Source organism: Spongiibacter nanhainus, assembly GCF_016132545.1.
GTDB classification, from domain to species: Bacteria; Pseudomonadota; Gammaproteobacteria; order Pseudomonadales; family Spongiibacteraceae; genus Spongiibacter; species Spongiibacter nanhainus.
Genome location: NZ_CP066167.1, coordinates 3,491,919 through 3,518,902, shown reverse-complemented (window position 1 = coordinate 3,518,902; position 26,984 = coordinate 3,491,919). Strand labels below are relative to the sequence as shown.

General features: G+C 55.7%; 21 protein-coding genes. 12 read left to right on the top strand and 9 right to left on the bottom strand.

Going from position 1 to position 26,984, the window contains the following annotated elements; genetic code table 11:
• The 3 genes from roxB (I6N98_RS16100) to I6N98_RS16090 all read left to right on the top strand — a co-directional run bounded on the left by roxB (I6N98_RS16100) (position 1) and on the right by I6N98_RS16090 (position 5,803).
• Positions 1-2,295 carry a rubber dioxygenase RoxB gene (roxB, locus tag I6N98_RS16100; RefSeq protein WP_198569342.1) on the top strand — a complete coding sequence of 765 codons (2,295 nt, stop codon included), beginning with the start codon at positions 1-3 and terminating at the stop codon, positions 2,293-2,295.
• A 306-nt stretch (positions 2,296-2,601) separates the two neighbouring features.
• Positions 2,602-5,103, top strand: coding sequence for a rubber dioxygenase RoxB (gene roxB, locus I6N98_RS16095; RefSeq protein ID WP_198569341.1), 2,502 nt, complete (start codon positions 2,602-2,604; stop codon positions 5,101-5,103).
• Positions 5,104-5,293: 190 nt separating this feature from the next.
• A complete protein-coding gene (locus I6N98_RS16090; RefSeq protein ID WP_198569340.1) occupies positions 5,294-5,803 on the top strand; it encodes an RDD family protein in 510 nt (169 codons plus the stop codon).
• Positions 5,804-5,825: 22 nt separating this feature from the next.
• On the opposite strand, the gene I6N98_RS16085 is transcribed toward I6N98_RS16090, so the two are convergent.
• Positions 5,826-7,067, bottom strand: coding sequence for a cytochrome P450 (locus I6N98_RS16085; RefSeq protein ID WP_198569339.1), 1,242 nt, complete (start codon positions 7,065-7,067; stop codon positions 5,826-5,828).
• Positions 7,068-7,238: 171 nt separating this feature from the next.
• On the opposite strand from I6N98_RS16085, the gene I6N98_RS16080 reads away from it, so the two are divergent.
• Positions 7,239-7,871, top strand: a complete 633-nt coding sequence (locus I6N98_RS16080; RefSeq protein ID WP_198569338.1) for a TetR/AcrR family transcriptional regulator — start codon at positions 7,239-7,241, stop codon at positions 7,869-7,871.
• 71 nt (positions 7,872-7,942) lie between these two features.
• Here I6N98_RS16080 and I6N98_RS16075 read toward each other — a convergent pair whose 3' ends face one another.
• Positions 7,943-9,499 (bottom strand): long-chain-fatty-acid--CoA ligase, encoded by a 1,557-nt coding sequence (locus I6N98_RS16075; protein WP_198569337.1) that lies wholly within the window; start codon positions 9,497-9,499, stop codon positions 7,943-7,945.
• Between the two features lie 236 nt (positions 9,500-9,735).
• Here I6N98_RS16075 and I6N98_RS16070 point away from each other — a divergent pair, with 236 nt between their 5' ends.
• The 4 genes from I6N98_RS16070 (at position 9,736) to I6N98_RS16055 (ending at position 13,671) form a co-directional block, all read left to right on the top strand.
• On the top strand, positions 9,736-10,815 hold the full coding sequence (locus I6N98_RS16070) for an NAD(P)H-dependent flavin oxidoreductase (RefSeq protein WP_198569336.1): 1,080 nt from the start codon (positions 9,736-9,738) through the stop codon (positions 10,813-10,815).
• Positions 10,816-10,845: 30 nt separating this feature from the next.
• Positions 10,846-11,265 carry an acyl-CoA thioesterase family protein gene (locus I6N98_RS16065; protein ID WP_198569335.1) on the top strand — a complete coding sequence of 140 codons (420 nt, stop codon included), beginning with the start codon at positions 10,846-10,848 and terminating at the stop codon, positions 11,263-11,265.
• Positions 11,266-11,335: 70 nt separating this feature from the next.
• Positions 11,336-12,547 (top strand): acyl-CoA dehydrogenase family protein, encoded by a 1,212-nt coding sequence (locus tag I6N98_RS16060; protein WP_198569334.1) that lies wholly within the window; start codon positions 11,336-11,338, stop codon positions 12,545-12,547.
• 2 nt (positions 12,548-12,549) lie between these two features.
• A complete protein-coding gene (locus I6N98_RS16055; protein WP_198569333.1) occupies positions 12,550-13,671 on the top strand; it encodes an acyl-CoA dehydrogenase family protein in 1,122 nt (373 codons plus the stop codon).
• Here I6N98_RS16055 and I6N98_RS16050 read toward each other — a convergent pair.
• A complete protein-coding gene (locus I6N98_RS16050; protein WP_198569332.1) occupies positions 13,605-14,687 on the bottom strand; it encodes an AraC family transcriptional regulator in 1,083 nt (360 codons plus the stop codon). The genes I6N98_RS16055 and I6N98_RS16050 overlap by 67 nt on opposite strands.
• Before the next feature lie 212 nt (positions 14,688-14,899).
• On the opposite strand from I6N98_RS16050, the gene I6N98_RS16045 reads away from it, so the two are divergent.
• From I6N98_RS16045 to I6N98_RS16035, 3 genes are all read left to right on the top strand, one after another.
• Complete coding sequence (locus tag I6N98_RS16045) at positions 14,900-15,916, top strand: AraC family transcriptional regulator (protein WP_198569331.1); 1,017 nt, start codon at positions 14,900-14,902, stop codon at positions 15,914-15,916.
• 123 nt (positions 15,917-16,039) lie between these two features.
• Positions 16,040-17,059, top strand: a complete 1,020-nt coding sequence (locus I6N98_RS16040) for an AraC family transcriptional regulator (protein ID WP_232787376.1) — start codon at positions 16,040-16,042, stop codon at positions 17,057-17,059.
• A 259-nt stretch (positions 17,060-17,318) separates the two neighbouring features.
• The gene (locus I6N98_RS16035; RefSeq protein ID WP_198569330.1) at positions 17,319-18,413 is read left to right on the top strand and encodes an NAD(P)-dependent alcohol dehydrogenase; all 1,095 of its coding nucleotides are present in this window, start codon (positions 17,319-17,321) and stop codon (positions 18,411-18,413) included.
• 14 nt (positions 18,414-18,427) lie between these two features.
• On the opposite strand, the gene I6N98_RS16030 is transcribed toward I6N98_RS16035, so the two are convergent.
• The 6 genes from I6N98_RS16030 to I6N98_RS16005 all read right to left on the bottom strand — a co-directional run bounded on the left by I6N98_RS16030 (position 18,428) and on the right by I6N98_RS16005 (position 26,610).
• On the bottom strand, positions 18,428-19,381 hold the full coding sequence (locus I6N98_RS16030; protein ID WP_198569329.1) for a D-Ala-D-Ala carboxypeptidase family metallohydrolase: 954 nt from the start codon (positions 19,379-19,381) through the stop codon (positions 18,428-18,430).
• Positions 19,378-20,961, bottom strand: a complete 1,584-nt coding sequence (locus I6N98_RS16025) for a L,D-transpeptidase family protein (protein WP_232787375.1) — start codon at positions 20,959-20,961, stop codon at positions 19,378-19,380. Before I6N98_RS16025 ends, I6N98_RS16030 begins: the two co-directional genes overlap by 4 nt.
• Positions 20,962-21,074: 113 nt before the next feature.
• On the bottom strand, positions 21,075-21,533 hold the full coding sequence (locus I6N98_RS16020; protein WP_198569327.1) for a PaaI family thioesterase: 459 nt from the start codon (positions 21,531-21,533) through the stop codon (positions 21,075-21,077).
• Between the two features lie 17 nt (positions 21,534-21,550).
• Positions 21,551-23,116, bottom strand: a complete 1,566-nt coding sequence (gene bcsG / locus I6N98_RS16015) for a cellulose biosynthesis protein BcsG (RefSeq protein ID WP_198569326.1) — start codon at positions 23,114-23,116, stop codon at positions 21,551-21,553.
• Between the two features lie 56 nt (positions 23,117-23,172).
• Positions 23,173-24,804: a cellulose biosynthesis protein BcsG gene (gene bcsG / locus I6N98_RS16010; RefSeq protein ID WP_198569325.1), complete on the bottom strand. Its 1,632-nt coding sequence runs from the start codon at positions 24,802-24,804 to the stop codon at positions 23,173-23,175.
• A gap of 177 nt (positions 24,805-24,981) precedes the next feature.
• Positions 24,982-26,610, bottom strand: coding sequence for a BcsE family c-di-GMP-binding protein (locus tag I6N98_RS16005; RefSeq protein WP_198569324.1), 1,629 nt, complete (start codon positions 26,608-26,610; stop codon positions 24,982-24,984).
• Positions 26,611-26,778: 168 nt separating this feature from the next.
• Between I6N98_RS16005 and bcsR the strand changes: the two genes are divergently transcribed.
• Positions 26,779-26,982 carry a BcsR/BcsP family cellulose biosynthesis protein gene (gene bcsR / locus I6N98_RS16000; RefSeq protein WP_198569323.1) on the top strand — a complete coding sequence of 68 codons (204 nt, stop codon included), beginning with the start codon at positions 26,779-26,781 and terminating at the stop codon, positions 26,980-26,982.
• Positions 26,983-26,984: the final 2 nt, after the last annotated feature.

The window sequence follows — 26,984 nt, the reverse complement described above, 5'->3', positions numbered from 1 at the left end:
ATGACAGAGGCGGGCTTTTTTCAGGCTAGGTTGCAGAGTGAGTCAGGCTTTTGCCGCACCTGCCATATTCCCGGTGGTGTCGGCGATGTCGAAGACGGTCGGGACTTTATGCTGAGCAGTAATGCCGCTGACGATTATGACCTGCTCTATCAGTCTTGGCAGACCCTCGGCGGTGGCGTGGAAGACAGCCCGCTGCTGGTGGAGCCCAGTGACGCCAACGAGCCCCACAGTGGCGGCAAGCCCTGGCCCGTTGGCAGCGCCCCCTATGAAGCGATGCGCACCCTGTTGAGCTGCTGGGACGCCCCCGACAGCTGCAACCTCGGCGCGGGTGGTGCTGGCGGCGATGAGCCAGTCGAGTTGCAGCCATTGCTGGGCAGTGCCCGTGGCGGCCATGTGTGGTTTGACTATTGTGAGGACGACGGCACCGGCAGCCCGCGCCATGACTCCGCAGTGCTGCCGGCTGATCCCCGCGCGTTAGTGCAAAAGGGCGTCAGCGATGGTCGCGCAGTCCACTTCAATGCTTTCTGGAAGGATTGCCACGCTGACCCAGAGCTGGTCGGAGAGGCGCCACACCCAGAGACTTGCGGCGAGCTGCGCAGCAGCTGGCAGCGGGGGCGGGACTTGATGACCGGTAACGGTGAACCGGGATCGGGGACGTTTTTTGCCGGCGACGACCACCAGGCCGCCGCCAGCAGCGGGATTGCGGTGGACGACTACAATCGCCTGTGGCAATTCTGGGGCATGGCTGAGCGCCCGGATAACTTTGATGAGTTGGTTGCAGAGCGCTACGGCATGCCTATGGGAGATACCCGCAATCCCTATCCCTTGCCCGGTGAAGACCCCAACCAAACCAATGGCGGCAGCGGTCAGCTGCCCGCCTTTATGACCCAGTTGCGGGGCCCCGGCGGTGAATGGCAGGGTGTTCTGGGCTTTACCTGCCACACCTGTCACAGCGGCGCCGCCGGTGCCGAGGATGGGGGTGAGCTGTTGTACGGAAGCGGCAACAGCCTTCACGATATTGGCCTGATGGCGAAAGAGCTGGGGATCAGCGCCAGCACGCCAGGCATCATTTTTAGCCTGTTTGGCACCAGCCGGGGCACCAATAATGCCAGTGATGTGAACCTATTTTTCCTCGCCAACCAAGAGGGAAGTCGCAGCCTGGATGAGCATTTCTTTGGCGTGTTGACCTCAGGCTCCACGGCCTCCGGCGATACCCCGGCCTGGTGGAATATTGGCCACCGCCCGGTCAAATTCCAGGATGGCTATTTTGCCGCCGATGCCAGCCGAGTGGACCTGATTTTTTATACCCCTATTGATGGCGTTCTCGGTGGCGAAGACGGTGAGAACTGGGTGCGGGATCACGCCCAGGATGCGGACAAGTGGATGATGTCGCTAAAGTCACCGGAATACCCACTGCCGATAGATACAGCGCTGGCAGAGCAGGGCGCCGTCTTGTTCCACAGCAAGAACCTGTGGGCCGACAACCTCAACAATCCGGTGCCGGAACCGGAGGGAGGCAATGGCTCCTGTGCCAGTTGTCATGGCGCCTACTCGCCCCGATTCGTCAACGACCCGGCGTTTCTGGCCGATCCAATCATGGAGGGGGTCGCCAGTAATATTGCGCCAAAGAGGGTGATTCGTACCGATCCTGCGCGGGTGGACACCAATAATGAATCGGTAAACCAGTACGGCGCTAACAGCTTCCTGGGGTTTTCTGAGACCGTAGGGTCAGATCAGGATTGCGGCCCCCAGAATCGTGCTGAGCTGCGGGGGGATCGTGAAATGGGCTACCTTGCGCCGCCGCTGTACGGGGTTTGGGCCACTGCGCCCTATTTGCACAACGGTGCAATTCCGGATGTTTGGAGCTTACTCAAGCCCGATGACAGACCCGCTTTATGGCGCCGGGTGTCAACGCCTGCACGCGCCGATCAGGCCGGCCAAGTGGTCATGGGCTATGACGTGAACCTGGAGCGAGCCTACGATCAGCAGAAAATGGGCTGGCGCTACGATGAGCTGGAGTGCGGCGACGGGACCATTCCGTTTTTCGATTGTATGCCCGGTGATCAAGACAATCCGATATTCCAGGATATCCTTGCTCAGTTGTACGGCAATAGCATTCTTACCTGGAATCTGGGGAATTTACCCGTTTTCGGGCAGATGACCCCAGAGCAGATAGAAAACCGAAAGATCTACAACACCCATTTGTACAGTCAGGGCAATGAGGGCCATGATTTCACGGTAGTTCTCAACGACGCTGAGCGCCGGGCAATTATCGAATACCTGAAAACCTTGTAGGGTGCTACTGGGTTAGCGGGCACTGGGTTTACGGGCACTGGGTTAGCGGGTACTGCGTATGGCGGTGCTGGCTCTCTGCTGCGACGATCTATTTACCGAGATTGAGTTGTGGGGAGCGCGGCCCAGACCATCTACCGGCACTCTTTGTAGAGCGTGCCGGGCCTTGAGTCGTTCAAACAACGTTGTGCCGCCGGACAATGGTGGCACCGTTGTCCAATCCTCTCGCCAAACTCCCGGGCATAATGCTAAGCATAAAGAAGTCTAATTGGGGCTCAATCGGCCCGCATGGAGAGCTTGGAGTAATATATGCGCAGTTCCCTGCTGAAAACCCTGTTACCTGTGGCGATAGCCATGAGCCTTGCTGCTTGTGGTGGCAGTTCCAGCGGCGCACCGCAAGGCGGCAGCGGCACCAACAATAACGGTGGCGGCGATGGTGGCAATACCGACGGCGGTAACACTGACGGGGGCGGCAGCGGTGGCGGAGCCGTCACCCAAGAGGAATTCTTTCAAACTCGCCTGCAAAACTCCTCCGGCTTTTGTCGCACTTGCCATATCCCCGGTGGTGTCGGTGATGTCGAGGACGGCCGGGACTTTATGCTTAGCAGCAACCCTGCGGATGATTACGACCTGCTGTACCAGTCATGGCAGACCCTGGGCGGCGGTGTGGAAAGCAGCCCGTTATTGGTCGAACCCAGTGACCCCAGTGAGCCCCATAGCGGTGGCAAGCCCTGGCCGGTTGGCAGTGCCCCTTACGAGGCCATGCGTACCTTGCTGAGCTGTTGGGATAATCCCAGCAGCTGTAGCCTCAGTGGAGGCGGCGACGGTGGCGGTGAGCCAGTGGATTTAGAGCCCCTGCTGGGCAGCGCCCGGGGCGGTCACTACTGGTTTGATTACTGTGGTAACGATGGCAGCGGCAATCCCCGCCCGGACAGCGCGGTGTTGCCACCGGACCCCCGCTCGCTGGTGCGACCTGGCGTCAGTGACGGCAAGGCGGTCCATTTCAATACCTTCTGGGCAGATTGCCACGCTGACCCGCAATTGGTTCAGGAAGATCCCCACCCGGAAACCTGTGGACAGCTGCGCGATAGCTGGGAGCACGGTCGCGAGCTGATGGTGGGCAATGGCGAACCCGGTTCCGGCACTTTCTTCAATGCCGACTACCACGATGAGGATGCTTTGCTGGCCTTGTCGGCCTCCTCCTACAACCGCTTGTGGATGCAGTGGGGCATGTTCTCCCGGCCCGACAACTTTGACCAGTTGGTGGCCGAGCGTTACGGCATGCCGCTGAGCGAAGAACGCAACCCCTATCCGCTCCCCGGTGAGGATCCCAACGCCACCAACGGTGGCAGTGGACAACTGCCGGCGTTCCTGACGCAAATGCGCGGCGACAACGGCGAGTGGACTGGCACCCTGGGTTACACTTGCCATGCCTGTCACAGTGGGGCGGCTGGCCTGCCCGGCGAGGGTGAAGACACTGGCTTCCAAATGGGTAGTGGTAACTCCCTACAGGATATTGCGTTGATGTCTCGGGAGCTGGGTGCCGCCGCTATCAGTGGCTTTAACGGCGAAGGTTTCGGCACCATTTTTAGTCTGTTTGGCACCAGTCGAGGCACCAACAACGCCAGTGATGTGAACATTTTCTTCTTGGCAAATAAGGAAGGTGGCCCAAGCTTTGACGAGCACCTGTTTGGTGTGCTGACCTCTGGTTCCACTGCTTCCGGTGACACTCCCGCTTGGTGGAATATGGGGCACCGTCCAGCGAAGTTCCAAGATGGATTCTTCCCCATGGATGCTAGCCGGGTAGACTTGATTTTCTATACCCCCTTGGATGCCTTGACTGGCGATGAGGCTGGCGAACAATGGGTTCGCGACCACGCTCAGGACGCCGACAAGTGGATGGTGTCGCTAAAGTCTCCCCAATACCCGCTGGAGGTGGACGAATCTCTGGCAGAGCAGGGTGCCATCCTGTTCCATAGCAAAGACTTGTGGGCCGACAACCTCAACAACCCTGTTCCCGAGCCCGAAGGCGGCAACGGCTCCTGCGCCAGCTGTCACGGCGCCTATTCACCTCGTTTTGTGAATGATCCAACTTTCCTTTCTGACCCGTCGATGGAAGGGTTGGCTGCCAACGTTGCACCGCTGGATGTAATTCGTACCGACCCAGCACGGGTCAACACCAACAACGAGTCGGTCAATCAATACGGTGCTGACAGCTTCCTCGGCTTTGGTGAAACCGTGGGCACTGAGCATGATTGCGGCCCCCTCAATCGGGAATCTATCCGCGGCGATCGCGAGATGGGTTACCTTGCTCCACCGCTCTACGGTGTGTGGGCGACCGCGCCTTATCTGCATAACGGCTCGATTCCCGATGTCTGGTCGTTGCTTAAGCCAGAGGATCGTCCCGACCTGTGGCGCCGGGTATCCACACCCGCCCGTGCAGATCAGGAAGGCAGTGTGGTGATGGGCTTTGATGTCAGCATGGAGCGCGCCTACGACGAAGATAGAATGGGTTGGAAGTACGACGAGCTGGAGTGTGGCGACGGCACCATTCCCTTCCTGGATTGCTCACCGCTTACTGGCGGCACGCCAATTCTGCAGGAGATCCTGTCGCAGCTGTATGGCAACCTCATCCTAACTTGGAACCTCGGACAGTTGCCGATATTCCTGCAGGCGACCCAGCAGCAGGTAGAGAACAGAAAGATCTACAACACCCACCTCTACAGTCAGGGTAACGAGGGGCACGACTTTACTACCGTGCTGACTGACCAGGAGCGCCGCGCGCTGATCGAGTACATGAAAACGCTGTGATGGGCTTCACAGCAGGGGAGGTGCTGTACGGTCTTCCCTAATCCTCTTGCCGGCCTTGTGCCGGCTTTTTTGTTTTTGGAGACGGTGAACGTCAAGGCAGCCAGGCGCAGTGGTAAACTCAGCAGCTTTCTCTGCCTGAGTGGCCGGGGTATGCTGACTTATCTTGGATGAGTTAGCAGGTAGAGATGCAATGGACGTAGAAACTCACACATCGAGCGACGCCGAACAGAATAACTTGGCGTCTCGCTGGGCGCGATTGGGCGCGGCATTGATCGACGGCATTATCGCCATGCTCGCAACCTTGCCAATAATGAAAATGGCGGGGCTTTGGGAGCAGGCTATGAATGGCGAGACTCTGTCCTTCCAAGCCATGTTTTGGGGCGCATTGTACGGCTTTGCGGTGTTTTTGCTGGTTAACGGCTATTTCCTAAAGCGGGACGGCCAAACGGTGGGCAAAAAGCTCTTGGGCATAAAAATCACCACCTTGACTGGCGCTGTGCCGGATTTTTGGCCGATGGTGGCCAAGCGCTACTTGGTGTTTTGGGTGATTACCTATCTGCCCTTTGTCGGCAACCTGATTGCCTTAGTCGACGCCTTGTTTATCTTCCGCGACGACAAACGCTGTCTGCACGATCATCTGGCTGGCACCGTAGTACGCAATGTTAATACCGCTGCTACAAGCCCGCCGCCGGCTCAGTGAGACAGCGGTGAGCTATGCATCGCTAGCCCTTGAACAGATACCGAATCGGCAATGATTGCAGGCCGCTGACAAAGTGGCTGGGTATAAACTGCGGTTCGCCGGCCAATTCAATGGACTCCAGGCGCGGCAACAGCAACCGATAAAAGGTTTCGATCTCCATTCTCGCCAAGTGAGATCCCAGGCAATTGTGGCGGCCGTGGCCAAAGGCCAGATGGCGGCTGGCGGGGCGAGTGATGTCGAATTCCCGGGCATTGGCAATCGCGCTTTCGTCCCGGTTGGCCGAGTCAAATAGCATCATCACAGTGTCGCCCTTGGGGATTTTTTGCCCGCCCAGCTCGGTATCTTCAAGTACCGTGCGGGCAAAGTGCTTGACCGGTGTCACCCAGCGGATCATTTCGTCAGCGGCGGCATTGAGCCTCTCCGGTTCGTCCCTGAGTAGCTGCAATTGCTCGGGGTGCTGGAGCAGCGCCAGTAGACCGCCGGCAATGCTGGCGCTGGTTGTGTCGTGGCCGGCGGTGGCCAATAGCACAAAATAGGATGTGAGGGTGAAGGGGTCGAGGGCCTCGCCATCCACCTCGGCATTGGCCAATACACTGGCGATATCGTCTTTGGGGTCGGCCCGGCGCGCTTCGGCGAGTTGCGTGAAATAATCCGCCATACCTTGGACGGCGCCCAAGTAGATGGCCGTTACGTCTTGCTCGTCAGTGACATAGCCTTCGGGTGCAAAAAGGTGTTGGGTAAGGGTCAGAATGTGTTGCTCGTCCTGTTCGGGTACCCCGATCAGCTGCAACACCACTCGCAGCGGGTACCAGAAGGCAATATCGGCGGCAAAATCACATTCGCCGTTTTTTCCCTCCATGGCCTCGATGAAGCCGGCCGCAATGGATTCGACATGGTCCCGCATACGTTTGATATTGGCGGGCATAAACCAGTCGCGAGTGATGCGGCGGAGTTTGGTGTGTTGGTCGCCGTCCATATGAACCAGGGTTTTCACTCCCTGGATATCGCCGAACCGCTCTAAGTTTACCTTTTCCAGTTCCTCCAAAATGATGACTGCCCTGGGTTCGGCACTGAACAGCTCGGGGTGGGACTCAATGTACTTGATATCCTCGTAGCGGGTTACAGCCCAATAGGGGCGAATTCCCTCGGGGTTAACGTAGCAGACCGGTGCCTCTTGCCTGAGGCTGTCCAGCAAGGCATGCACCTCGTCCGGCCGAGTGTAGGCGAAGGAGTCAGTGAGGAGGTCGGTATTGGTGCCTGTCATGCTTGTCTCCGATATCATTCAGGGCCACACCGCGATACAGCTTAGCAATCAGCTGCGTTGTCTGATGCGGCAAAATTGTCGGCGGGCATGTCTGTTGCCTTGCCGCCGCGCTCTTGAGGGGATAAATTTGTACACTTGTATGTTTTTTGGGTCAAGTGCTACTATGCCGCGATGAATAAGCCAATAAGCAATACGCTATCTTCCGAGTTCACGGCCCGGCTTCCGCAGCAAGCAAGGGGGCGGGAGCGCTTCGAGGGAATTTTAGCGGCCTCTGAGCAGCTGCTGATAGAAAAGGGCATCGATGGTTTTTCGATTCCCGAGTTGGCATCGGTACTGCAATGCACCCGGACCAGCATCTACCATTTTTTTCCCACACCGTTTGCCATTCTCAATGAGTTGACGCGACGTTATCTGTGCAAGCTGGAAGAGGAGGTGCGAGCGGTCAGTGTGGGCTTCGAGACCCAGCCCTGGCGGGACGTGATTGAGCATGTCAGCGTCACGGTCTCACGCTTTCACAACAATAACCCCGTCGGCGCCCTGCTGATTTTGGGCGCGGTGGCCACTAGCGAAAGCCATCAGGCGCTACAGCTCACCATCTCGCACCTGGGGCGCTACGTGGATGATTTAATGCGGGAGATAGGGGTTGTCCTGCCTGACGACGAACCCAATGCGACGGCTCTAACTGTTGAGCTTGGCACCGCATGCCTGCGCCTATCTTATTATCTGCATGGTGAGGTTACTGATGCCTATCGTCGAGAATGCAGTCGGGCAATGATTTCCTACCTGGAGCAGTTTGCCAAATAGAGGCTCAAAAAAGCCGGGTCCTCTGCGCTGCCAGTGCGCATTGGGAGGGTTGAGGACCCGGCAGGAAGGCGCTAGCCAACACGGCGTTCTACTCCTTCCCAGTAGGGTTCACGCAGCACGCGTTTGAGGACTTTGCCAGAGGGGTTGCGCGGGATTTCCTCTACAAACTCATAGCGGCGGGGCGTTTTATAACCCGCCAGACGCTCGCGGCAAAACTCGATCAAATCGGCGTCGCTTACCTGGCTGTCTGCAGTCATAACACAGACCGCCAGTGGCGTTTCGCCGTATTTGCTGTCGGGGATGCCGATCACTGCGACATCCTGAATATCGGGGTGAGAGAACAGGGCGTTTTCAACTTCTGCGGGATAGATGTTTTCACCACCGGATACAATCATGTCCTTAACGCGGTCGCGGATATAAAAATAGCCCTCTTCGTCGACATAGCCGGCATCCCCGGTGTGCAGCCAACCGTCGACAACGGTTTCGGCGGTTTTTTCCGGCAACTGCCAGTAACCTGCCATAGTGGTGGGCGAGCGCACCAGTAGTTCACCGGTTGTGCCTGGGGCCACTTCCTGACCGTCTTCATCTACCACTTTCAGTTCTGCGCCGGGTAACGGGCGACCGCAGGAACGAAGCAGATGCTCTTCCCCCTTCAGCGCGCGGCGGTGATCTTCAGCCTGCAGCGCCAGCACCATGCAGCTGAGTTCGGTCATGCCAAAGCCCTGAACAAAGTTGCATTTAAATAGGGCTATGGCCTTTTCCAATATGTCCAAAGAAATTGGTGATGCGCCGTAGGTAATGCGTTGTAGTGGTGAAAAGTCGTAGTCCTGAATGTTGGGCACAAACGCCATAATCGCCTGGATCATAGCCGGCACCAATACGGTATCGCATTTTTCACTGGCGCAAATGGCTTCTACTACCGCGACTGGGTTGAAATCTTCCATCAGCTCCACAGTCATGCCGCTGCACAACCAAAATAATGTGGCGGCGAGTCCCGCCACGTGAAATAGCGGCAGTGACATCAGCCCGGTATGAGCCACTTGTACCCGGGGCGAGATGTGGTTGGTCATGATATAGCCTGACACCATTTGTTGATGGCCAATCAGCACCCCTTTGGGATAGCCGGTAGTACCACTGGTGTAGAGCTGCGAGACGATGGTGTCTGTCGAGGCGTGAAAGTCGGGACGAGTATCATCGTCAGCATAGAGAGTGGCAAAGTCCTGCCATTTGTCGTCACTGGTGGCCAGTGTGTAGCAGTGCTGAATGTGTTTTACGGCTTCGCTGCGATCTGCACCGCTGCGCAGTTCATCATCACCGCAGACAAGCATTTCGGCTTTGCTGTCCTCTAAGATGTAGCTCAGCTCAGCAGGGGCTAGACGGAAATTAAGTGGCACCAGGGTAAAGCCTGCTTTCATACACGCTATGGCTAGCTGTGGATAGGCAAGCGTATTTTTTGCCAGTATGGCGACGCGCGCGCCCGGCTTCAGCCCGATTGACGCCAGGCCATTGGCCAATTGGTTGCAGGCGCGGTCGAAGTCAGCGTAGTTCTGATTTACCCCATCGCTGCGCAGGGCTGTGACCGTCGGGTGTTCGATGGCGTTGAATTCAATCATTTTATGGAGCAGCATGGACGGTCCTCGCGTGTGGCTAAGCGCAGCGACGTGGTTTCGTGGGCTAAGCGTCTGTTGTTTGTACAAAAGATGAACATTGTGTCGCCCTCGGCTGAGTAAAATGAAGGGTAGTTGCCGCCAGCCCTTGTCGCGCTGCGCCAATACCGTATTTTCGCGCCTCCGAGCTGTATTTCACCGACCTGACGCAATCAGACAAGCCCTGTCGCACGTCGACCTGTCTGCTCCCTGAACGAATGGTTACAGTGTTCTCATTCGCGACCCCACCAAATTTGGCGCCGGGTCAATCCAACTGCAGTGAGAGTGGAAGCATGATCAAAACACGCGTAACCGAGATGCTGGGTATTCAACACCCAATTATTCAAGGCGGCATGATGGCCGTAGGGCTGGCTGAGCTAGCCTCTGCCGTTTCCAACGCCGGTGGTTTGGGTATCATCACGGCGTTGACCCAGCCTACCCCCGACGATCTGCGCAAGGAAATTGCTCGCTGTAAAGAGATGACCGATAAGCCCTTTGGCGTCAATGTGACACTGTTGCCGACCATCAACCCCGTACCCTACGACGAGTATGTGCAGGCGATTATCGAGGGCGGTGTGAAAGTGGTAGAAACAGCGGGTCGCAGCCCGGAGGCATTCATGCCAGCTTTTAATGCCGCAGGTGTTAAAGTTATCCACAAATGCACCTCTGTGCGCCATGCATTAAAGGCAGAGGCGATCGGTTGTGCGGCTGCAAGCGTAGATGGCTTTGAGTGTGCTGGCCATCCAGGGGAAGACGATATCCCCAACATGGTGTTGCTGCCCTGCGCGGCAGCCAAACTGAGCATTCCGATGATTGCCTCGGGTGGTATCGGCAATGGCCAGGGCCTGGCCGCTGCATTGGCCTTGGGCGCAGAAGCCGTCAATATGGGGACTCGCTTTGTGGCGACCAAGGAAGCGCCAGTACACCAGAATGTGAAGGATATGATGGTGCAGAGCAGTGAGCTGGATACCGCGTTGATTTTCCGCACTCTGAAGAACACCGCGCGCATCTATAAAAACAGTATCGCCAAGCAGGTTCTGGAGATAGAGAGTAAGCCCGGCGATACCGATTTTACTGATCTGCAGCCTTTGGTGGCGGGTAAGCGCGGTCGTGAAAATGTGCTGGAAAAAGGCGACACCGATGATGGTGTGTGGACAGCCGGATTGGTCATGGGATTGATCGATGATATCCCCAGTTGCCAAGAGCTGGTTGAGCGGATGGTCAGTGAGGCGGAAGCCATCATCGGCCAGCGCCTGGCCGGTATGCTTAGCACTGCACCCAGCGCCATCGCTTCTTAAACCCGTCATCCAGCAGGCGTTTTACTGAACATGCATGTAGTGAACTTTCAGCCCGAGCGCGGTGACCAGGGCTCCGGTACGTTTATTCGCAATTCTGCGGTAGCCGGGTGGTTTGAAAAAACCATTTCAGATTACCTGGATCAGCTTTTGGTGGGCGAATCTCTGGACGCGCCCTGGAGCCAAAGCTCGATGCAGGTGGATTTTTTTCGTGACTTTACCGTTGGTCAAGCGCTGAAGTTCGAAGTCTCGGTGAGTGATGTTGCACAAACGGCTTTTTCTGTCGGTTGCCGTATTTATCAAAATGGTGAATTGTGCAGCGTTGGTAGTTGCGTGTTGGTGCAGCGAGATCCGGAGAGCCGTTGTAATCTGCCCTTGCAGGAGTCTGTGGCGCGTCGTCTGGAGTCTGAAGTACTCAGTTTCCACCGCATGGGCCAAATCGCCGCGAATTAGTGTCAGTTGGTGTTTACACCAATGTGAAAGCCTTCGGCGCTGTAACAATTGAAAGAGAGTGAAAACGATCATGAGTAACGAGCAATCTCAAGCGGAGCTGGAAGAGTTTCGTCAAGAAGTGCGGGAATTCCTCGCCACCGCGCCTACCCCGGAGATCCTTGAGGCCGGTGCCAAGACCACCAGTGTGTTTTGTCCCTTTGAGCCCACCATGGCGTGGCACAAAATTCTCTATGAAAAAGGTTGGGTCGCACCCGCCTGGCCGAAAGAATACGGCGGCACCGGTTGGTCTATTCAGCAGCGCTACATCTTTACCGAAGAGTGCAATCGTCGCGGCGTACCGCAAATTTTGCCGCAGAACCTGCAAATGGTAGGACCGGCGGTACTGGGTTTTGGTACCGAGGAGCAAAAGGCGGAATATCTGCCCGGTATGTTGTCTGGCGACGACTTCTGGTGTCAGGGCTACTCTGAGCCGGGAGCCGGTTCTGACTTGGCCAGCCTGAAGTGTCGCGCCGACAGTGATGGCGACGACTACATACTCAACGGCTCCAAAACCTGGACCACCTACGGCCACCACGCCAACAAAATGTTTGCTTTGGTGCGCACCAGCAGTGAGGGCAAGCCTCAGCAGGGCATTACCTTCTTGCTGCTGGATATGGACCTGCCGGGCATCGAAGTGCGGCCAATTATTGGCCTCGATGGCTTCCCCGAGCAGTGTGAAGTGTTCTTCACCGATGTCCGCGTGCCCAAACGCAATCGTATTGGTGAAGAAAACCAAGGCTGGACGGTCGCGAAATACGTTCTTGAATTTGAGCGCGGTGGCAGTAACTTTGGCGCTTGGCTGGTGCCGGCACTGGAGCGCCTGCGGGCCCGCTGTGAGCAGCCGCTGGATACCAGTGGTCGCCGTCTGATAGATGACGAAACCTTGCGCCGTCAGCTGGCCGACTTGGAGATCGATATCCGCGCGGTAGAGCACACCGAAAAGCGGGTTAATGCCAATCTAAAGCACGGCGAGAACCCAGGGCCCATGGCGTCATTGCTGAAAATCCTTGGTACTGAGGTTATGCAGCGCTTTTCTGAAGTGCAATTGGAAATATTTGGCCTCGACGCGCTGCCACTGCAGTTGCAGGCACTGGAAGTGGGTAGCGGCGTTGAGCCCATTGCCGGGGATGCCCACGCGATGTTGGCCATGCCCTATTATCTCAATACCCGGGCGGCGTCGATTTACGCCGGTTCCAACGAAGTGCAGCGCAGTCTGCTGGCAAAATCCATTCTCGGGGCGTGATCATGCAATACCAATACAACGAAGAACAGCAGCAATTCAAAGACAGCCTGCACAAGTTTGTGCAGGATCACTACGACTACGAAGCCCGCCGCAGTCTGGCTGCCAGCGAGCAGGGATACAGCACTGAGCACTGGCAACAACTCGCTGAGCTGGGTGTGCTGGGATTGAACTTCAGTGAAGAGCATGGCGGCCTGGGCATGGATTTGGGTTATGCCATGGCGGTGTCGGAAGAGTTTGGCCGCGGCCTAGTGCTGGAGCCCTACTTTGCTACCGTCGTGTTGGCCGGACGTTTGTTGGATCGCTTGGGTGGCGACAAGGCGGCAGAGCTTTTGCCCGCCGTTGCCGCAGGTGAGACCCAACTGGCACTGGCCTGGGAAGAGCGCATTAGCAGCGGCGACCCCTTGCGTGTGAGCTGCACCATTGAGGGCGGAAAGGTCAATGGCGAGAAGTTGGCGGTACTGGCGGCACCCAGTGCCGACGCTCTGCTAGTTACCGCGCGAGACGGTGCCGGCACCCTGCAAGTGTGCCTTGTAGGCAGTAACGCGGACGGTGTGAGTCTTGAGGCTTATCCCATGGCCGACGGTCACCGTGCTGCGACTGTGACCTTAACGGGTGCAGATGCAACCGTACTGGCCAGTGGTGCTGAGCCGGAAGCGGCAGTGGCTGTGACGCTTGATGAGGCACTGCTAATTATGGCGGCCGAAGCCCAGGGTGCGATGGACAAAGCTCTGGAAGTCAGTCTCGACTATTGCCGTACCCGCAAGCAGTTTGGCATGCCGCTGGCGGCCTTCCAGGCCCTGCAGCACCGGCTGGCAGATATGATGATCCATGCTGAGAAGTCCCGTTCCCTGATGTGGGCGGCATTGCAGCAAGTGGATACGGCGGAGTTTGCCGATGCCACCGCAATGTTAAAGGCGGCACTGGGCAGCAATGCCCGCTATGTGGGGCAGCAAGCCATCCAGCTTCACGGCGGGATCGGTATGACGGATGAGCTGAATATCGGTGCTTATTTTAAGCGTTTGACGACCTTGGAGCTGTTGCTGGGTAATCGCAATTATCACCTTGGCCGATTGGCCAGTGAAGACGCTGCCAAAACCGCCTCTGGCGGTGCTGCTGCCGCTTGATGGCGTAGGCGGATATCCTGGGGCGTCGCGCCGTAAAACTCCCGGTAGGCCCGGTTAAAGTTATTGGCGTGGCGGTACCCCAGTTGGTAGGCAATTGCTTTTAGCGGCATATTGGTTTGGCGGAGATATTGCTGGGCCAGTTCCATCCTCACTTCCAGGCATACTTTTCGAAAACTGGTGTCCGCCTGTGCCAGATAGCGACGCAGACTGCGCTCCTGAATATTGAGTTGTCGTGCTGTTCCCGTCAGGGAAAAATCACAGGTTTTGGGGTGCTCGATCAGGGCACGCTTCACCCGGGCAATAATGCCTGTTCCATAATACGCTTCCCCGAGGTGCTGCTTCATTTGCGCCGAGCAGGTCTGCATCAAATCTGTTTGGCCGGTGGGAATGGGGTAGTACATCCATTCCGCGGGCCAGGCGATGACGTTGTGGGCCTGGCCGAACTCCACCGGGCAGCCAAACATGGCCTGGTATTGCTCGGCATGTTTGGGCCTGGGGAACTTGAACGTTACGTAGGTGGGAGTGGCCCCGCGGCCACTGGGTAGAATCACCTGGGTGCAGCGCCACACCGCCAGGGTGGACATTTCCAGCAGCTCCTCCTCATAGGGTTTTATCGCCGACAGAGTAGTAAATACGATACGGCTAATACCCTCCCGAGTAGATATTTTGGTGCGCACGATGTAGCTGGAGGCATTGAGGGAATGGCTGGAAATCCGCGCTGCATGCATGACAGTGGGCGCGGTCAGTACCGCGTAGCCTAGAAGGCCGGAGTCGGTGAGCTGGGCACGGTCGCCAATTTGCAGGGCAATGTCCGGCACCCCGCGATGCTTAACGTCCCGGAGGGCATGAATAAACGCCACCATGCTGCTGCCGTCTTTGCAGTCCGACCAGTCGGGGAGGATGGAGTGGCGCTGTGCCAAAGCGTCAATATCGACTTCCGGGTAGCGGGAGGTCAGCAGTTCGCGGAGTGTCGCCAAGCGCCGCCGGCCAATGTGTTCCTGCTCGAAAAGCTGCATACGATCACGTTTTGGTGATTATTTGTGCGAATATGGCCACTAATGATAATTCACCGTGGACGAAAATGATAGCGTTTGGCGCCACAGGACAGCCTTTTGTTGCTATTCTAGCTTCGCGTTACTGCTGAGGGCAGACCGCCTTCGCGGCTTCTCTCTTCACGTAACGGGGCGAATATACTCGACTAATACCATAATGTAGAGAGGATAGCGTCGTGCGGACTCCCAGCGTTTGTGGCGAATATCTTGATAATCTTCTGGAATACCTTTACGGCCGAGGTGTTACCCCCGCCGAATTACGGCACGTACTGCGCATGACCCCGGAAGATCACCTTACCGACCAAGGACGTTTTCCAATGCGCCTGTTCGAGATGGTGTTAGACGCGGGTAGTCAGATACTCCAAGATTATTATCTCGGTGCTCATGCCGGTGCCCACGCTTCCCGGCAGGCCTGGGGCATGGTCAATTATCTGGGGATGAGTGCCCCCGATACCAACAGCGCCATTCAGGCGGTGGTGGATTTCTCTCGGTTGTTAATCGATCACGGCGATCTCACCTTCGAACACCATACCCGCGAGCAGTCTCGGTTGACGTGGCTGGTGCCACCGCGCCAGACGCCTTCTCGTCACGTGGTGGAATTCTTTTTTGCCAGTTGGTACCGGGTTAACAAGCCGATGCTGGATCGCTGGTGCAGTAAGCGAGAAATTCACTTTACCCATGACGGGCCAGCTGACAGTGCCGAAATCGAGCGCATTATCGAAGCGCCGGTGCACTACGGCAGCGATAGCAACCGCGTCGAATTCGATAACCATTTTTTGAATCGTCCTACTCGTTTCCCTCACCCGGGCATTCACCGTTCACTGCTTCAGGCTGCGCGCGCCGAGTTGGCCACGCTGCAATTGGAAGATCGTATCATCCGCGATGTGATGGACTGCATCGTTCGTCAGCTCCCCGAAGGGGTGCCTAAGCTGGAAGATGTTGCGGCAGAATTAAACCTTGCTCCGCGTACCTTGCAGCGCCGTCTTAACAACACCAGTACCAACTTCAAATCATTGGTTGATGACGCCCGTAAGGAGCGTTCCAAAAAACTGATTAGTGATTATGAAATCGGTTTGTTGGATATTTCTGCCGAACTGGGCTTCAGCGACCAAAGCGCTTTCCAAAAAGCCTTTAAACGATGGTTCGGGCAGGCACCAGGCCGCTATCGTAGCTCCCTCAAGGCAGTGGGGTGAGCTTGACCGGCGCATCGCTGGGCCTTCAGTACCTGGATTCGCAATAGATTAGCTTATTGAACGGCCAAGGACGGCGTGTGCCTTGGCCGCATTACTATAATGACAAGGCGGTAGGGTAGCACTGTGCGTACACCAAGCGTGTGCCGTGAATACTTCGAAAATGTACTGGATTATCTGCAACACCAGGGTATCAGCGCTAGTACGTTGACCGACGCTATGGGGACCGAGCCTGCTCAGCATCTGACTGAGTGGGGACGTTACCCCTTGCGCCTGTTTGAAATCGTGCTGGATGTGGGTAGCCGCTTGCTAGCTGACCCTCACTTAGGGCTTCACGCCGGTGTCGGTAATGCCAGCCAGCCATGGGGTTTGCTGACTTATCTTGCCATCAGTGCCCCGACCAACCGGGAAGCGGTAATGGCGATTGTCGATCACTCCCGACTGCTGATTGACTTGGGAGATTTGGTCTACGAGCCGCTGGACTGTGATCTCACTAGGCTGCGTTGGGATTTGCCGGCAAAGCAGCTGCCGTCAAGACATGTAGTTGAGTTTTTCTTTGCCAGCTGGTACTGGGCCGACAAGGAACAGGTGGATCGCTGGTGCCGCGAGCGCGAGATTTACTTTACCCATAACCGTGTTGGTGACAGCGCTGAATACCGGCGCATTTTCGGCGCGCCGGTACACTTCAACAGCGCCGCAAACAGTGTGGTGTTTGAGAGCAGCTACGTCGATATCGTACCCCGCTACCCCCACCCTGAAATCTACCGTTCGCTGTTGGCCTCCGCTGAGGCTGAGTTGGCAACCTTGCACATGGAAGAGAAGATTGTCAGGGAGGTCACCGAAGCTATACGCCGTACCTTGCCCGAGGGCTTGCCTAAGTTGGACGTGATTGCCGAGGAGCTGAACCTGACGCCCCGCACCCTACAACGTCGTTTGTACTTAACCAACAATACGTTCAAGGGGTTGGTAGAGCTGGCGCGGCGCGAACGTTCCGTGGTGTTAATACGGGACGAGACGCTTGACCTTCCCGATATTGCGGCTGAACTGGGTTTTAATGATCAAAGCGCTTTTCAAAAGGCCTTTAAGCGTTGGTTTGGGCAAGCACCGGGACGCTATCGCGACGCGATAAAGGGCAGCAAATCATAATGGTCAGCTTACTGGCTTAGTTCTGCCTCGACAGCCTTTTGACTCTGGAATAACCCCACTCTTGCACCGCTGTTTTGGCCTTTCAAAATGAGCTGGGTTATTATAAAACCATACATAAGTATGTAAAATGATGTGCTCAAGCCTGATGTGCTCTGTGCGTGTTTTCGGTCCTTCTCAACTCAATTAAGCACTACAAGAGGTATGCCGAGTCACCTTGTTGGGCTCAGCCACCACTATTTCAGTCGGAGACTATTTTCTTATGCCCACTCCTGTTACGGCGGCGGTCGCCTATCATCCCAATCAGCCCTTTAGCCTAAAGACTTGTCAACTTGATGGCCCCGCTCCCGGGGAGGTCTTGGTTACCGTGGAAGCGACAGGCTTGTGTCACACCGATATTGCCGCCCGGGATCAGGATATGCCTCTGCCTTTGCCTGCCGTGCTGGGCCATGAGGGGGTTGGCCGTATCGAAGCGCTTGGCGAGGGTGTCACGGGCTTCCAGGTTGGCGATCGTGTGTTGTTGGGCTTTGGTGCCTGTGGTCAGTGTGGCAATTGCCAGGATCAGGCACCGGGTTACTGCGATGTTGGCGCCGTGTTCTTGTTGCAGGGCTCGCGCTTGGATGGCAGCTCACCGATGACCTGTGACGGCGAAGCCATTACCGGACACTTCTTCGGGCAATCATCATTTGCCACCAAAACAGTAGCCATTGCGACCAACCTGGTTAAAGTACCGGAGGATATGCCGGCTGAACTGTTGGCGCCTATGGCTTGCGGTGTGCAGACTGGCATGGGGTCGGTCATGCTGTCGATGGCTGCCAAGCCCGGTAAGGCGATAGCGGTATTGGGCTGCGGTACGGTGGGCTTGTCGGCCATCATTGCCGCCAAGATCATTGGCTGCGATCCGATTATTGCCGTAGACCGGATGCCGTCGCGCTCGGAGCTCGCCAAAGAACTGGGGGCGACCCACTGTTTGAGCGGTGACGACCTTTTACAGAATCTGGCTCAACTTGGCGGGTTGGACTACGCCTTGGATACTACCGGGGTCCCCGCTGTTGCGGAAGCGGCCATTGATGTGCTTAAACCCCGGGGCGTCATGGTCTGTGTCGGTGTAGGTAAACCCGGCGCCCGCCTGAATATCGATATGGGTATGTTGATGGCTACGGGGCGCCAGGTACGCGGGGCGATTGAAGGCGATGCGGTGCCGGCGGATTTTGTGCCGAAGATGATTGGTTTCTACAAGCAGGGCCAACTACCGCTGGAAAAGCTGGTGACCACCTACCCCTTTGAGCAGATCAATCAAGCGGTAGACGACGCCCATAGTGGTGCGGCGGTAAAGCCGGTGTTGCTGATGCGCTAACTCCGGCCGGCGAACTAGTGCCCCCAACGGGCGCGATAGCCCCGCACATCGATATGCACGAAGGGGCCGTGGGCCGCGTTGGCGCCATACTCCCCGAGACCGCCGATAAAGTGCCAGCCGTTGTTTTGTGACAAGCCATCGATGAATTCGTATAGCCAGGCGGCGTCTGCTTGGTCGAAGCGCCCATCGCGGTTTAGGTCGTCCATGCGGCCGTCTTTAGGGGAAACGTCAATAAAAAAATCTGCCGCGCCGCCATATATGTGCCGAGAGTATGGGGTGTTGCCAATGGCGCGATTGTAATAGGGCGTGCGATAACCACTCATAATATGAAAGGTGTCGGTGCGTATGCCTGAGCGGTTGGTCGCCTGTAGTATGGTCTCCAGTTTAAGCAGCATTTCAGGCCGTAGAATAAGGTACTTGTCCCGGCTTTGAGTTGCTTGCTTGCAAATAAACTGCCCCAAGACAAAGTGAGGCGAGACGGCAATGTCTGCATTCTCGGGGTTCACGGCGAATAGGCCCGGTGGTGGAAGATACTCTGGCAGCCCGCGGAAGGCTTTAACCGGGTAATTGCCAATCTGATACCCATTTAACCATCCTTTTTTTATCTTGTTTATAGGCTCCAGAACAAACACATTAATTTGCATTGCTTGCTCATTTGCCGATATCAAGTGCAGTTTATGTACGCCGCTGTTGCTTGGCGCTAACCACTGCCAGCGCCGCGGAGAAATTTGATTTAACTTGCCCTCGCCGTCATATGTAGCAGTGAAATTGGTGCTGCTGTCGAGGGTGAGAGTTGCATTTGGCAGCAAAAAATAGCCAAAGACCCGATACGGGTTGCTCAGCTTATTTAAATTCACTTCAAAGCCGGCTAAGCCTGAGTCGAAAGCGCGTTCATTTGCGATTAGCGCAAGAGGTGAAAAAAGGGCGCCGCTGAGTATTAATAGTAGCCAACGATTCAGTCGCTTCACGGTAGCTCTGCTGTTTTGTTGTCGGGCAGTTTATTCAGTGCCAGTAATACGCGCTGGTCACGCTGATAGATATCAGCAACAAAACGGATGTCGTCGTTGTCGTCGTCAGCGACTACCGTCCAGTAAAGTAGGTGAACCGGGATTTTCTCAGTGAGCTTGACCGTGGTCTCTTTGCCGCTGCTCAACACGTTTTCCAGCTTGTCCCGAGACCACTGAGGGTTGGGCCCAATAACCCACTCTACCAAGTCGATGGGGTTGCGAACACGTATACAACCTGATGAGAAGTCTCTCCGGGTTTTGGAGAATAAATCCCGGGAAGGTGTGTCGTGCAAATAGACATCGTGGGAGTTTGGAAACATGAATTTCACCTGACCCAAGGCGTTCATGGGGCCCGGTTGTTGGCGAACCCGGAAAGGGAATCGGCTCTCGGTGTATTCGTTCCAATTCATATTGCTGGGATCTACTACTTTGCCCTGTGTATCGAGAATTTGATAGCCGAGGCTTTGCACGATACTGGGGTCGCGCTGGAACTTGGGGAGCAGGTCTTTGCGGGCCAGTTTAGACGGTGTCTCCCACCAAGGATTGAGTACCAAGTAACTCATACTCGCAGAAAAAATAGGTGTCTGCCGGTACGTTCGCCCCACAACAACATCGTGAACCGCGCGAATATCCTTGCCCTCATGAGTTTCGAGATGGTAGTTGGCAATATTGACGCGAATGTGCTTTCGCCCCAGGTCCTCGGGTAGCCAGCGCCATCGCTCCAAATTTACTCTCAGTTTATCGATTAGGTCCTGGGGGCTCAGATTGAGCTTTGCCAAGGTATCCGGGCCGACGATGCCATCTGGCTCTAGGTTTGCCCGTTGCTGAAAGCGCTTAACGGCGCTGACGAGTACTGAGTCATAGCGGTGTTCATCGCCCTCGGCCTGGAGGCTGCCATCGATAGCTTTAAGACGATTTCGCAGTGCGGTCACCCGCTCCGAGTGCATCCCTGGCTTCAGCAGTGGGCCCGCTGCAATAGGCTCCCAGCCACCAAGGGAAAGAGCTCGGCGATAGCGCTCCAGGGCCTCAAGTAGGGTCTGATACCTAGGTTGTTGGGGGGCAAGTGTGGTTAGCGATTCAACTACAGCATCCGATTCTAAAGCTTGGTGCAAATATGCCACCAAGTCCCGCTCACGGCCTTTTGCCGTCCAGGTCGGCTCTATAGAAATAGGATTGAGCTTGCCACCCAGTAAGTGACCGGCGAGAGCTAGATAGGCATCCGTTGCCAGGATATCCCGCTTTGCTCCGGAGGCTTGCAGTAAGGCTTGTTGATGATATTCCACTGGCGTTAAACCGTGACTTTCACTTGCCGCGATGGCACTTACTAGCGCGGCAAGATTACGCTTGCTCCACCTGGCTTGGAGGCCAAACTGACGGTAAAAGCGCTGTGTTGAGTCTGCAGCCAGTGATGGGGTAGCGGATAGCAGTTGAGCCGAAAACTCACTGTGTTGAGCCAGGCTTACCCCGGTGCCAAATAACAGAGAACAAGTAACGACGATAGATATGAATACGCGAGAGCTTTGCTGCTTAAGGTAAGCCATGGGTATCGAACCAGAATCGATGGTGTTTATTTTACGATGCTACAGCGACCTCCCCGCATTGCCTATAGCTATCTGAACCGCCTGAGCTAATAGCGCAAATACGGTGGCTGGTTCTACGCTACCCAAGAATTATCGACTTTTACAGCCAAGACTTCAGCGGTGACACAGGGTTTGTCGCCCGAGCTTAGTGTGCAGCGAACCTGACTTTGTTTATCGTTATAGCTGATGACCTCGGCATGCAGGATAACCGCTCCATTTACCGGTACAGGGCGGCGGTACTTTAGGGACATTTCGCCAGTGACATACCAGATGGGCTCGCCGTCACCGATGTCCCGCCCCGCTTGCTTGTAGGCGTGGGCGATTGCTGTACACACACTGTGGCAATCGATAATTGATGCACTGATGCCGCCGTAGAGAAAGCGGGGTGAGCCGGAGCAGTGGTGAGGCTGGGGGTGGAAGATGCATTCTGCCACCTTGTCGTCCCGCCATTCGCTTTTTACCCGCAGCCCTAAGGTATTTTCTGCGCCACAACCAAAGCAGTGGTTGTCTTTCATGTAGTCCTGAAACGCCAAGGTAATGTTCTCCAGTTTTAATGGGCAGGGTATGGCTGCCAGCGCTGCCGGTCCAGAGTTAGATAGTGGCTGCCTTCGGTTTCAATAACAGTGCTTCCCTCGTTCTGTGATACAGCTCGGGTCCGGGGTAGGTCTTCGCCGAGGGATTGAGCGGAATAGTGCTCAGCTTTGTAAGGCTGAAACTGTATTACCCTGTCAATCAATGCAGTAATGGCTAGGTGACTGGTGGCATCGGGTACGCGGTAGACCGGCCCTCGCCGCGTAGCGCCTATGAGTTTGGCGGCGACGGGAACGTGAGTGATGCCGGGCAAGGGTATTTCCCGCATGCCGCTAAGCTGTAGGCGGTCGCCTTTCATCCCTGCGCCATGCTCTGGCACAAAGAGTAGCAGGGTCGGTTTGTTTTGCTGTTCTAGTGCCATGATGAATGCGTGCAGGTCGTCCAGCATTCTTTGAGCTCTGACTTTGTAGCCGGCGACGCCGGCGCCAGATTTGCCTTTGATGAGCCGGTTGCCATCGTGAAGGGAGACCGTGTTATACAGCAACATGCGGGGGCCGTTCTCGCCCTTGTTGTTGAGCCAACTGTTGAGTGCGCTGCCGTCGTCGTAAACCGGAGAGCCATCGAAGGCTTTTTGGGCCACTTCCAAATTACTTTGGTCCAGCAGTGGTGCTTTCAAGCCACCAAACTCTCGCATCAGCCCCAGAAAATTGTCGAACACCCCGTCGTGATTCATAACCAAGCTTTGCTTGTAACCCAGCTCATCGAGTCGGGAGGCCATTAAACAGATAGAAGACGAGGGGGTCTTAAACAGTGCCGGGTGGTCTTGTTGTCCGCAGTTGGCGCGAAGCAGTCTAATTAGCGCGGGGCCGCTGTAGCTTGTGGCTGAATTGAAATTGTCGAAAACGATGTCGAATTCATCAAACAGTGGATGTGTCCGAAGGCCGGTGAGATCGAGATCATCCCAAGCCAGGGAGCACACGCTCAGAATTACGATATCGAACCCAGGAGCATTGTCGGTGAACTCGATGCTGCGGGACGATTCGTTGGTAAAGAAGGACGAGAGCAAAGTATTCAGCTCTGTATCGTCGGGGCGACCCTCAGCGGCTTGGGCAGCGGCCTGCTCCACCACCGTGCTGCTGTGTTGAGGGAGCAGTACCTCGAGTATGCCGCTGTGGAGTAACGCAGCACCAGTGACGGCGATACAGCTTACTATACCGAACTCAATGATGCGGGAGAAATAGTAGTAAGCAGTGGCTAAAAGCACCGGTGCCAGAACAAACTCGCGGTATAAAATAGCGCCAAAGATGGGTTGTATAATGGCGTCGAAATCGCCATCGGCAACAAGAGTCGGCAGGGAGAAAATCGGGAATCCCAGCTCGGTAATAACAAGCACAATCGACAGTAAAATGGCGACGCTGTTTTTGATTGTCCTAGCCGTTGGTGAGTCAGCTTCCAGCAATAGAAATAACACCAGAGCAATATTAAGACCGATAAGGAAATCCATCCTGCCGGTAAGATAGAGCACCGCTTTAGTGAGAATGAATACATTCCACCAGCCCAGTTCCCGGATGTGTCTGAATTCCATATCTTAAAGTACTCTTGCCTTGTCAACGTGCCAAGCCCACTCACCCAGCCTCTAGGCTAGGGTGAGGCGTAGCGGCTCCATGTAGTGCCGTCGAGGCTGAGGTAATGCTCGTCGCGATATTCTACTACCGTGCTGCCCTCGTTTTGAGAGACTGAAGCAGTTTCCGGTAGGCCAGACACAAGGGAGCCTGCAGAGAAACGCTGGTTGGCGAAAACATCGTTACGAATAACCGCGTCGATCAGCGCTGAGAGTGCCATGTGGCCACTTGGTCCGCTCACAAACGCTGGCTCATCGATGCGTTTCATATCCGGGCCAATAAGCTTGGCGGCGACGGGGACATGGGTGATGGCGGGGGAGGGTATTTCTCGCATACCAGAAATTTGCATATGGTCGCCCTCTAGCCCGGCGCCGTGCTCAGGAATCAGTATCACCATAATATTGCGGTCACTGCGCTCCAGGCGGTCAAAGACGCCCTCGAGATCAGTCAGCAATGCGTCCAGGCGCAGTTTGTAGCCTTCCGAGCCAGTCACATTTTTACCCACCAAGCGGTTGCCGTCATGCAGGGTGGCGGTGTTGTAGAGCGCAATCACCGGATCCTCCCCAAGCTGCTGGCGCTGCTCCCACCAGCGTTCAAGTAGCGGACCGTCACGGACCACCGGCGAACCGGCAAAGGCTTTCTGGGTTACCTCAATACCCTGTTGGGAGATCAACTCTGCCTCGATGCCGCCAAAGCGACGGGTTCGCTCCAGTAAGTCGTTGAACTCGCCATCGTGGTTCATGATTAAAGCCTCCTGATAGCCCCTTGCTTCCAGTAGCTCGAAAGTCTTGCAGGCTGCCGGAGCCGGCTGATAGAGGTCACCGTGGGTCGGCTGGCCGCAATTGGCGCGTGTTAGGCGCAGTAGCGCGGGGCCACTATACGTCGTGGCGGAATTAAATTGCTCAAAGACAATATCAAAGCGCTTAAAGAAAGGGTGATTTCGATAGCCGACAGCGTCCAGGTCATCCCATGATAGGGAGCATACACTGATCAGCAGAATATCAAACTGATTCTCCCTGTCGATAGTATCTGGAAAGCTCACCGTCCGTTGACGCTCGCTGCTAAAGAAGTTACTCACATAGCGATTAAGTTGTGTGTTGATGTCGCCGCTTGGCTCCCGGTTGCTGGCTAAGCTCGGAGCGGGTGTTGTAGTGGCTGTGCCTTGGCTCCCGGCCATAAAAAACCACTGTTGAAGGCCAATAGCGGCAACTGCAAAAATCACAATCGTTGTGACACGCAAGATTTGGTCAACAAAATAAAAAACGACCGTTAGCAGGATAAGTCCAAACACCGCATCGGCAGGGATAAAACGCTGTAGCAGCTCGGCAAGATAGAACCACTCAAAGCTCATAATCTGGTCGAGCTGAGCCGTCAGTCTGCCAAGTGGGGGCAGGTAGGAGTCAAAGTGCAGCAGCCACAGCGCAGCGGGTACGGCAATAGCCTGCCGAAAAACCCGGAGCCAACGCCCCTGTAAAGGGATTAGAAGCGCGGCGATGAAGGCGATATTCTCCAGCAGGTGAAAATCTATCGCTCCCTTTACATATAAGCCTAACTTAATCAGAAAATACAAGTTCCACCAGCCCAGCCCTGTTGCGACGGCAGGTGGAGCCGTAGATATTGCTGCGGCTTGCGGTGAGTTGGAGTTAGTCACTGTCGCCCTCATCACGATAGGGTTCGAGTAGTCGGGGTCGGTGGTAAACACGTTTGTACAATGCCGAGAGTAGTTCGACGATATCCCTCATGAATATACCGATGAGGATTCCGGCGACTAAACAAGGCGCTGCGGTGACTAAAAATGCGTTTAAGCCCATTGTGATTCAGATCTATCCTAATCCAGCGGCAGAGGGCTAAGACGAGCGTAGCCTGCTGTAAAGCTCTGCCCTGTTACCGAGAGGGTGTTAACGGACGGGTCGCCACTGCCCGGTCGCATAAGACGACGTCCTGTGGTGCTGTCGATAAACGTATCGCCCTGGTTTATCCGTCCTAGTACCTGCTCCACCTCGTCGTTCTCTGTAAAAAACTGATAGGAACGGAATAGCTCGCTCACCGGTAGAGAGAAACTATTTTTCAGGGCGATGTGAGCATCACTGAGTCGACAGGCCCGGAACAGCATGTATAGCTGGCCGTCAACGGCAGTAACGGCATCGCCGGTACGTCGCAGTTGGCATAGCGGTAAACAATCTGTATCGGTAATATCCCGTGCAGGGGTCAGTTGGACAAGCACACTGTCGGTGTCTGAATTAATGGCTTGGTCAAAGGCGCTGCGACTTTGATCGACAAACAGTCTGGCGTCGACATAACCCAGTATCGCGTAGCGAGGCCAGCTTTCCAAAAGGGCACCCAAATTTGCGGGGATGTCTCGGTAAAACCACTGTCCTTCTAGCGCTGCAAGTTGAGTCAAAAACAGTGAAAATACCACCGAGTGCGGAACCAACAGGTTTACTCCCGCCAGTAGCAAATAATGCTCCTCGGCGTAGCGCAGGCTATCCTGTGTCTCCCGCACGACAATTTTGAGCCCTGCTCCGTATCGACGTCGCAGCTGGTAGCACTGGGCCCCAACCTCCTTGGCGCGTTCGAGGCTGTCACAATCCAGTACAATGGTTGCGGTTTGCACGTCGGCGAGCTGTGCCAGCAGACTCGCGTTGTCTTCTGCCAGTGGCGCAAATTCCGGGGGTAATAGAGAGCTGTCGCCACCGTCTGCCACCGAAGCTTTAGTCGCGAAGATAATGCCATCATCCGCTCCGGGCTGAGGCACAGTTGCTGCTTTCGCGAGGTTACCAGTCTTCGGAACTTTAGGGACATCGCCGCGCTCTCCCCCTATCTCGTGGAGCGCGGTTAATTCGCCGTCGGCGTTGTGCTGTAGTAGCCATTCGCGGTCTGCATGCACGCCCACGCCGCTGCTCCAATGCAGGAGGTGGTAGCTAAGGTGGGCGTCGTCGACGGATTGGCAAAACGCTGCGCCAGATAAAGCGTGGCTGGCAATCAAGCGTCTGCGCAAATGATTGAATTCGCCGTGTATTAAGAACAGTACGGCGACGTCGCGTTTGTCTGCCCACTCTGCAAAAGCCTCCAGTCGTACTTCCAATGACTGCTCGGTGAGTCCATCGAAGGCCGATTCGGGCGTGCAAAGCAAAATGTGGCGGCCGTGCCGGGGATGTAGGCGTTTGACCTCATCAAGCAATGAATCGAAGTCCCTGGTGGTATCGCCTTGCTCAGTATCGGGCCAAAACCAGCTACTTTCACTACTCAGCATCAACCTCCGTACTAGAGAAGATTGTCCCTTAGAGAGGCCACCAAGAGCGAGGCTTTGGTGAGATTGCATAACGATAATACGGGGGGCATCGACCTGCGAAAACAGCTGTAGTAGCAACAGCGCATCCGGCTGTGTTTGGCACAGCAGTGCGTATAGCTTTCCGGGTAGCAGTTCACTACTGTCTACCGGCAGTGATGTTTGCACTGTTGTGTCGACGCGAATGACCTTAGCCCCCCTATCTGTGAAACATGCCGCCAGAAAGAAGTTGAGAGCACGGTTCTGCCGCGGTCTCAATCCCACACCAATGCACCTATTCACGCTATGATGCGCGTGGTGTAATCTAGGAGCTTAGTGTAAGAGAAGAGTGGGTCAATGGCCAAGCAAAGCGACGATATCAGAGTGTTATACCGTGCATTTGGTCACAGTGATCTGCCTTACCGAGAGGTTGCCTCCCTGACGCGCTATCGCTACGCCGTCGCCAAGTGGCCTCTGTTGGCTCGCTGTAGCCCTGAGGGGCATTCTGATTTGACCGCCGATCGCGATGACACCCAGAGTATGACTAAGGATAGTGATTGAAG

Bases quoted from the DNA above. Each gene is read 5' to 3' on its own strand.
- roxB (WP_198569342.1), top strand. From the start codon at position 1: ATGACAGAGGCGGGCTTTTTTCAGGCTAGGTTGCAGAGTGAGTCAGGC.
- roxB (WP_198569341.1), top strand. From the start codon at position 2,602: ATGCGCAGTTCCCTGCTGAAAACCCTGTTACCTGTGGCGATAGCCATG.
- I6N98_RS16090 (WP_198569340.1), top strand. From the start codon at position 5,294: ATGGACGTAGAAACTCACACATCGAGCGACGCCGAACAGAATAACTTG.
- I6N98_RS16085 (WP_198569339.1), bottom strand. From the start codon at position 7,067: ATGACAGGCACCAATACCGACCTCCTCACTGACTCCTTCGCCTACACT.
- I6N98_RS16080 (WP_198569338.1), top strand. From the start codon at position 7,239: ATGAATAAGCCAATAAGCAATACGCTATCTTCCGAGTTCACGGCCCGG.
- I6N98_RS16075 (WP_198569337.1), bottom strand. From the start codon at position 9,499: ATGCTGCTCCATAAAATGATTGAATTCAACGCCATCGAACACCCGACG.
- I6N98_RS16070 (WP_198569336.1), top strand. From the start codon at position 9,736: ATGGTTACAGTGTTCTCATTCGCGACCCCACCAAATTTGGCGCCGGGT.
- I6N98_RS16065 (WP_198569335.1), top strand. From the start codon at position 10,846: ATGCATGTAGTGAACTTTCAGCCCGAGCGCGGTGACCAGGGCTCCGGT.
- I6N98_RS16060 (WP_198569334.1), top strand. From the start codon at position 11,336: ATGAGTAACGAGCAATCTCAAGCGGAGCTGGAAGAGTTTCGTCAAGAA.
- I6N98_RS16055 (WP_198569333.1), top strand. From the start codon at position 12,550: ATGCAATACCAATACAACGAAGAACAGCAGCAATTCAAAGACAGCCTG.
- I6N98_RS16050 (WP_198569332.1), bottom strand. From the start codon at position 14,687: ATGCAGCTTTTCGAGCAGGAACACATTGGCCGGCGGCGCTTGGCGACA.
- I6N98_RS16035 (WP_198569330.1), top strand. From the start codon at position 17,319: ATGCCCACTCCTGTTACGGCGGCGGTCGCCTATCATCCCAATCAGCCC.
- I6N98_RS16025 (WP_232787375.1), bottom strand. From the start codon at position 20,961: ATGGCTTACCTTAAGCAGCAAAGCTCTCGCGTATTCATATCTATCGTC.
- bcsG (WP_198569326.1), bottom strand. From the start codon at position 23,116: ATGGAATTCAGACACATCCGGGAACTGGGCTGGTGGAATGTATTCATT.
- bcsR (WP_198569323.1), top strand. From the start codon at position 26,779: ATGGCCAAGCAAAGCGACGATATCAGAGTGTTATACCGTGCATTTGGT.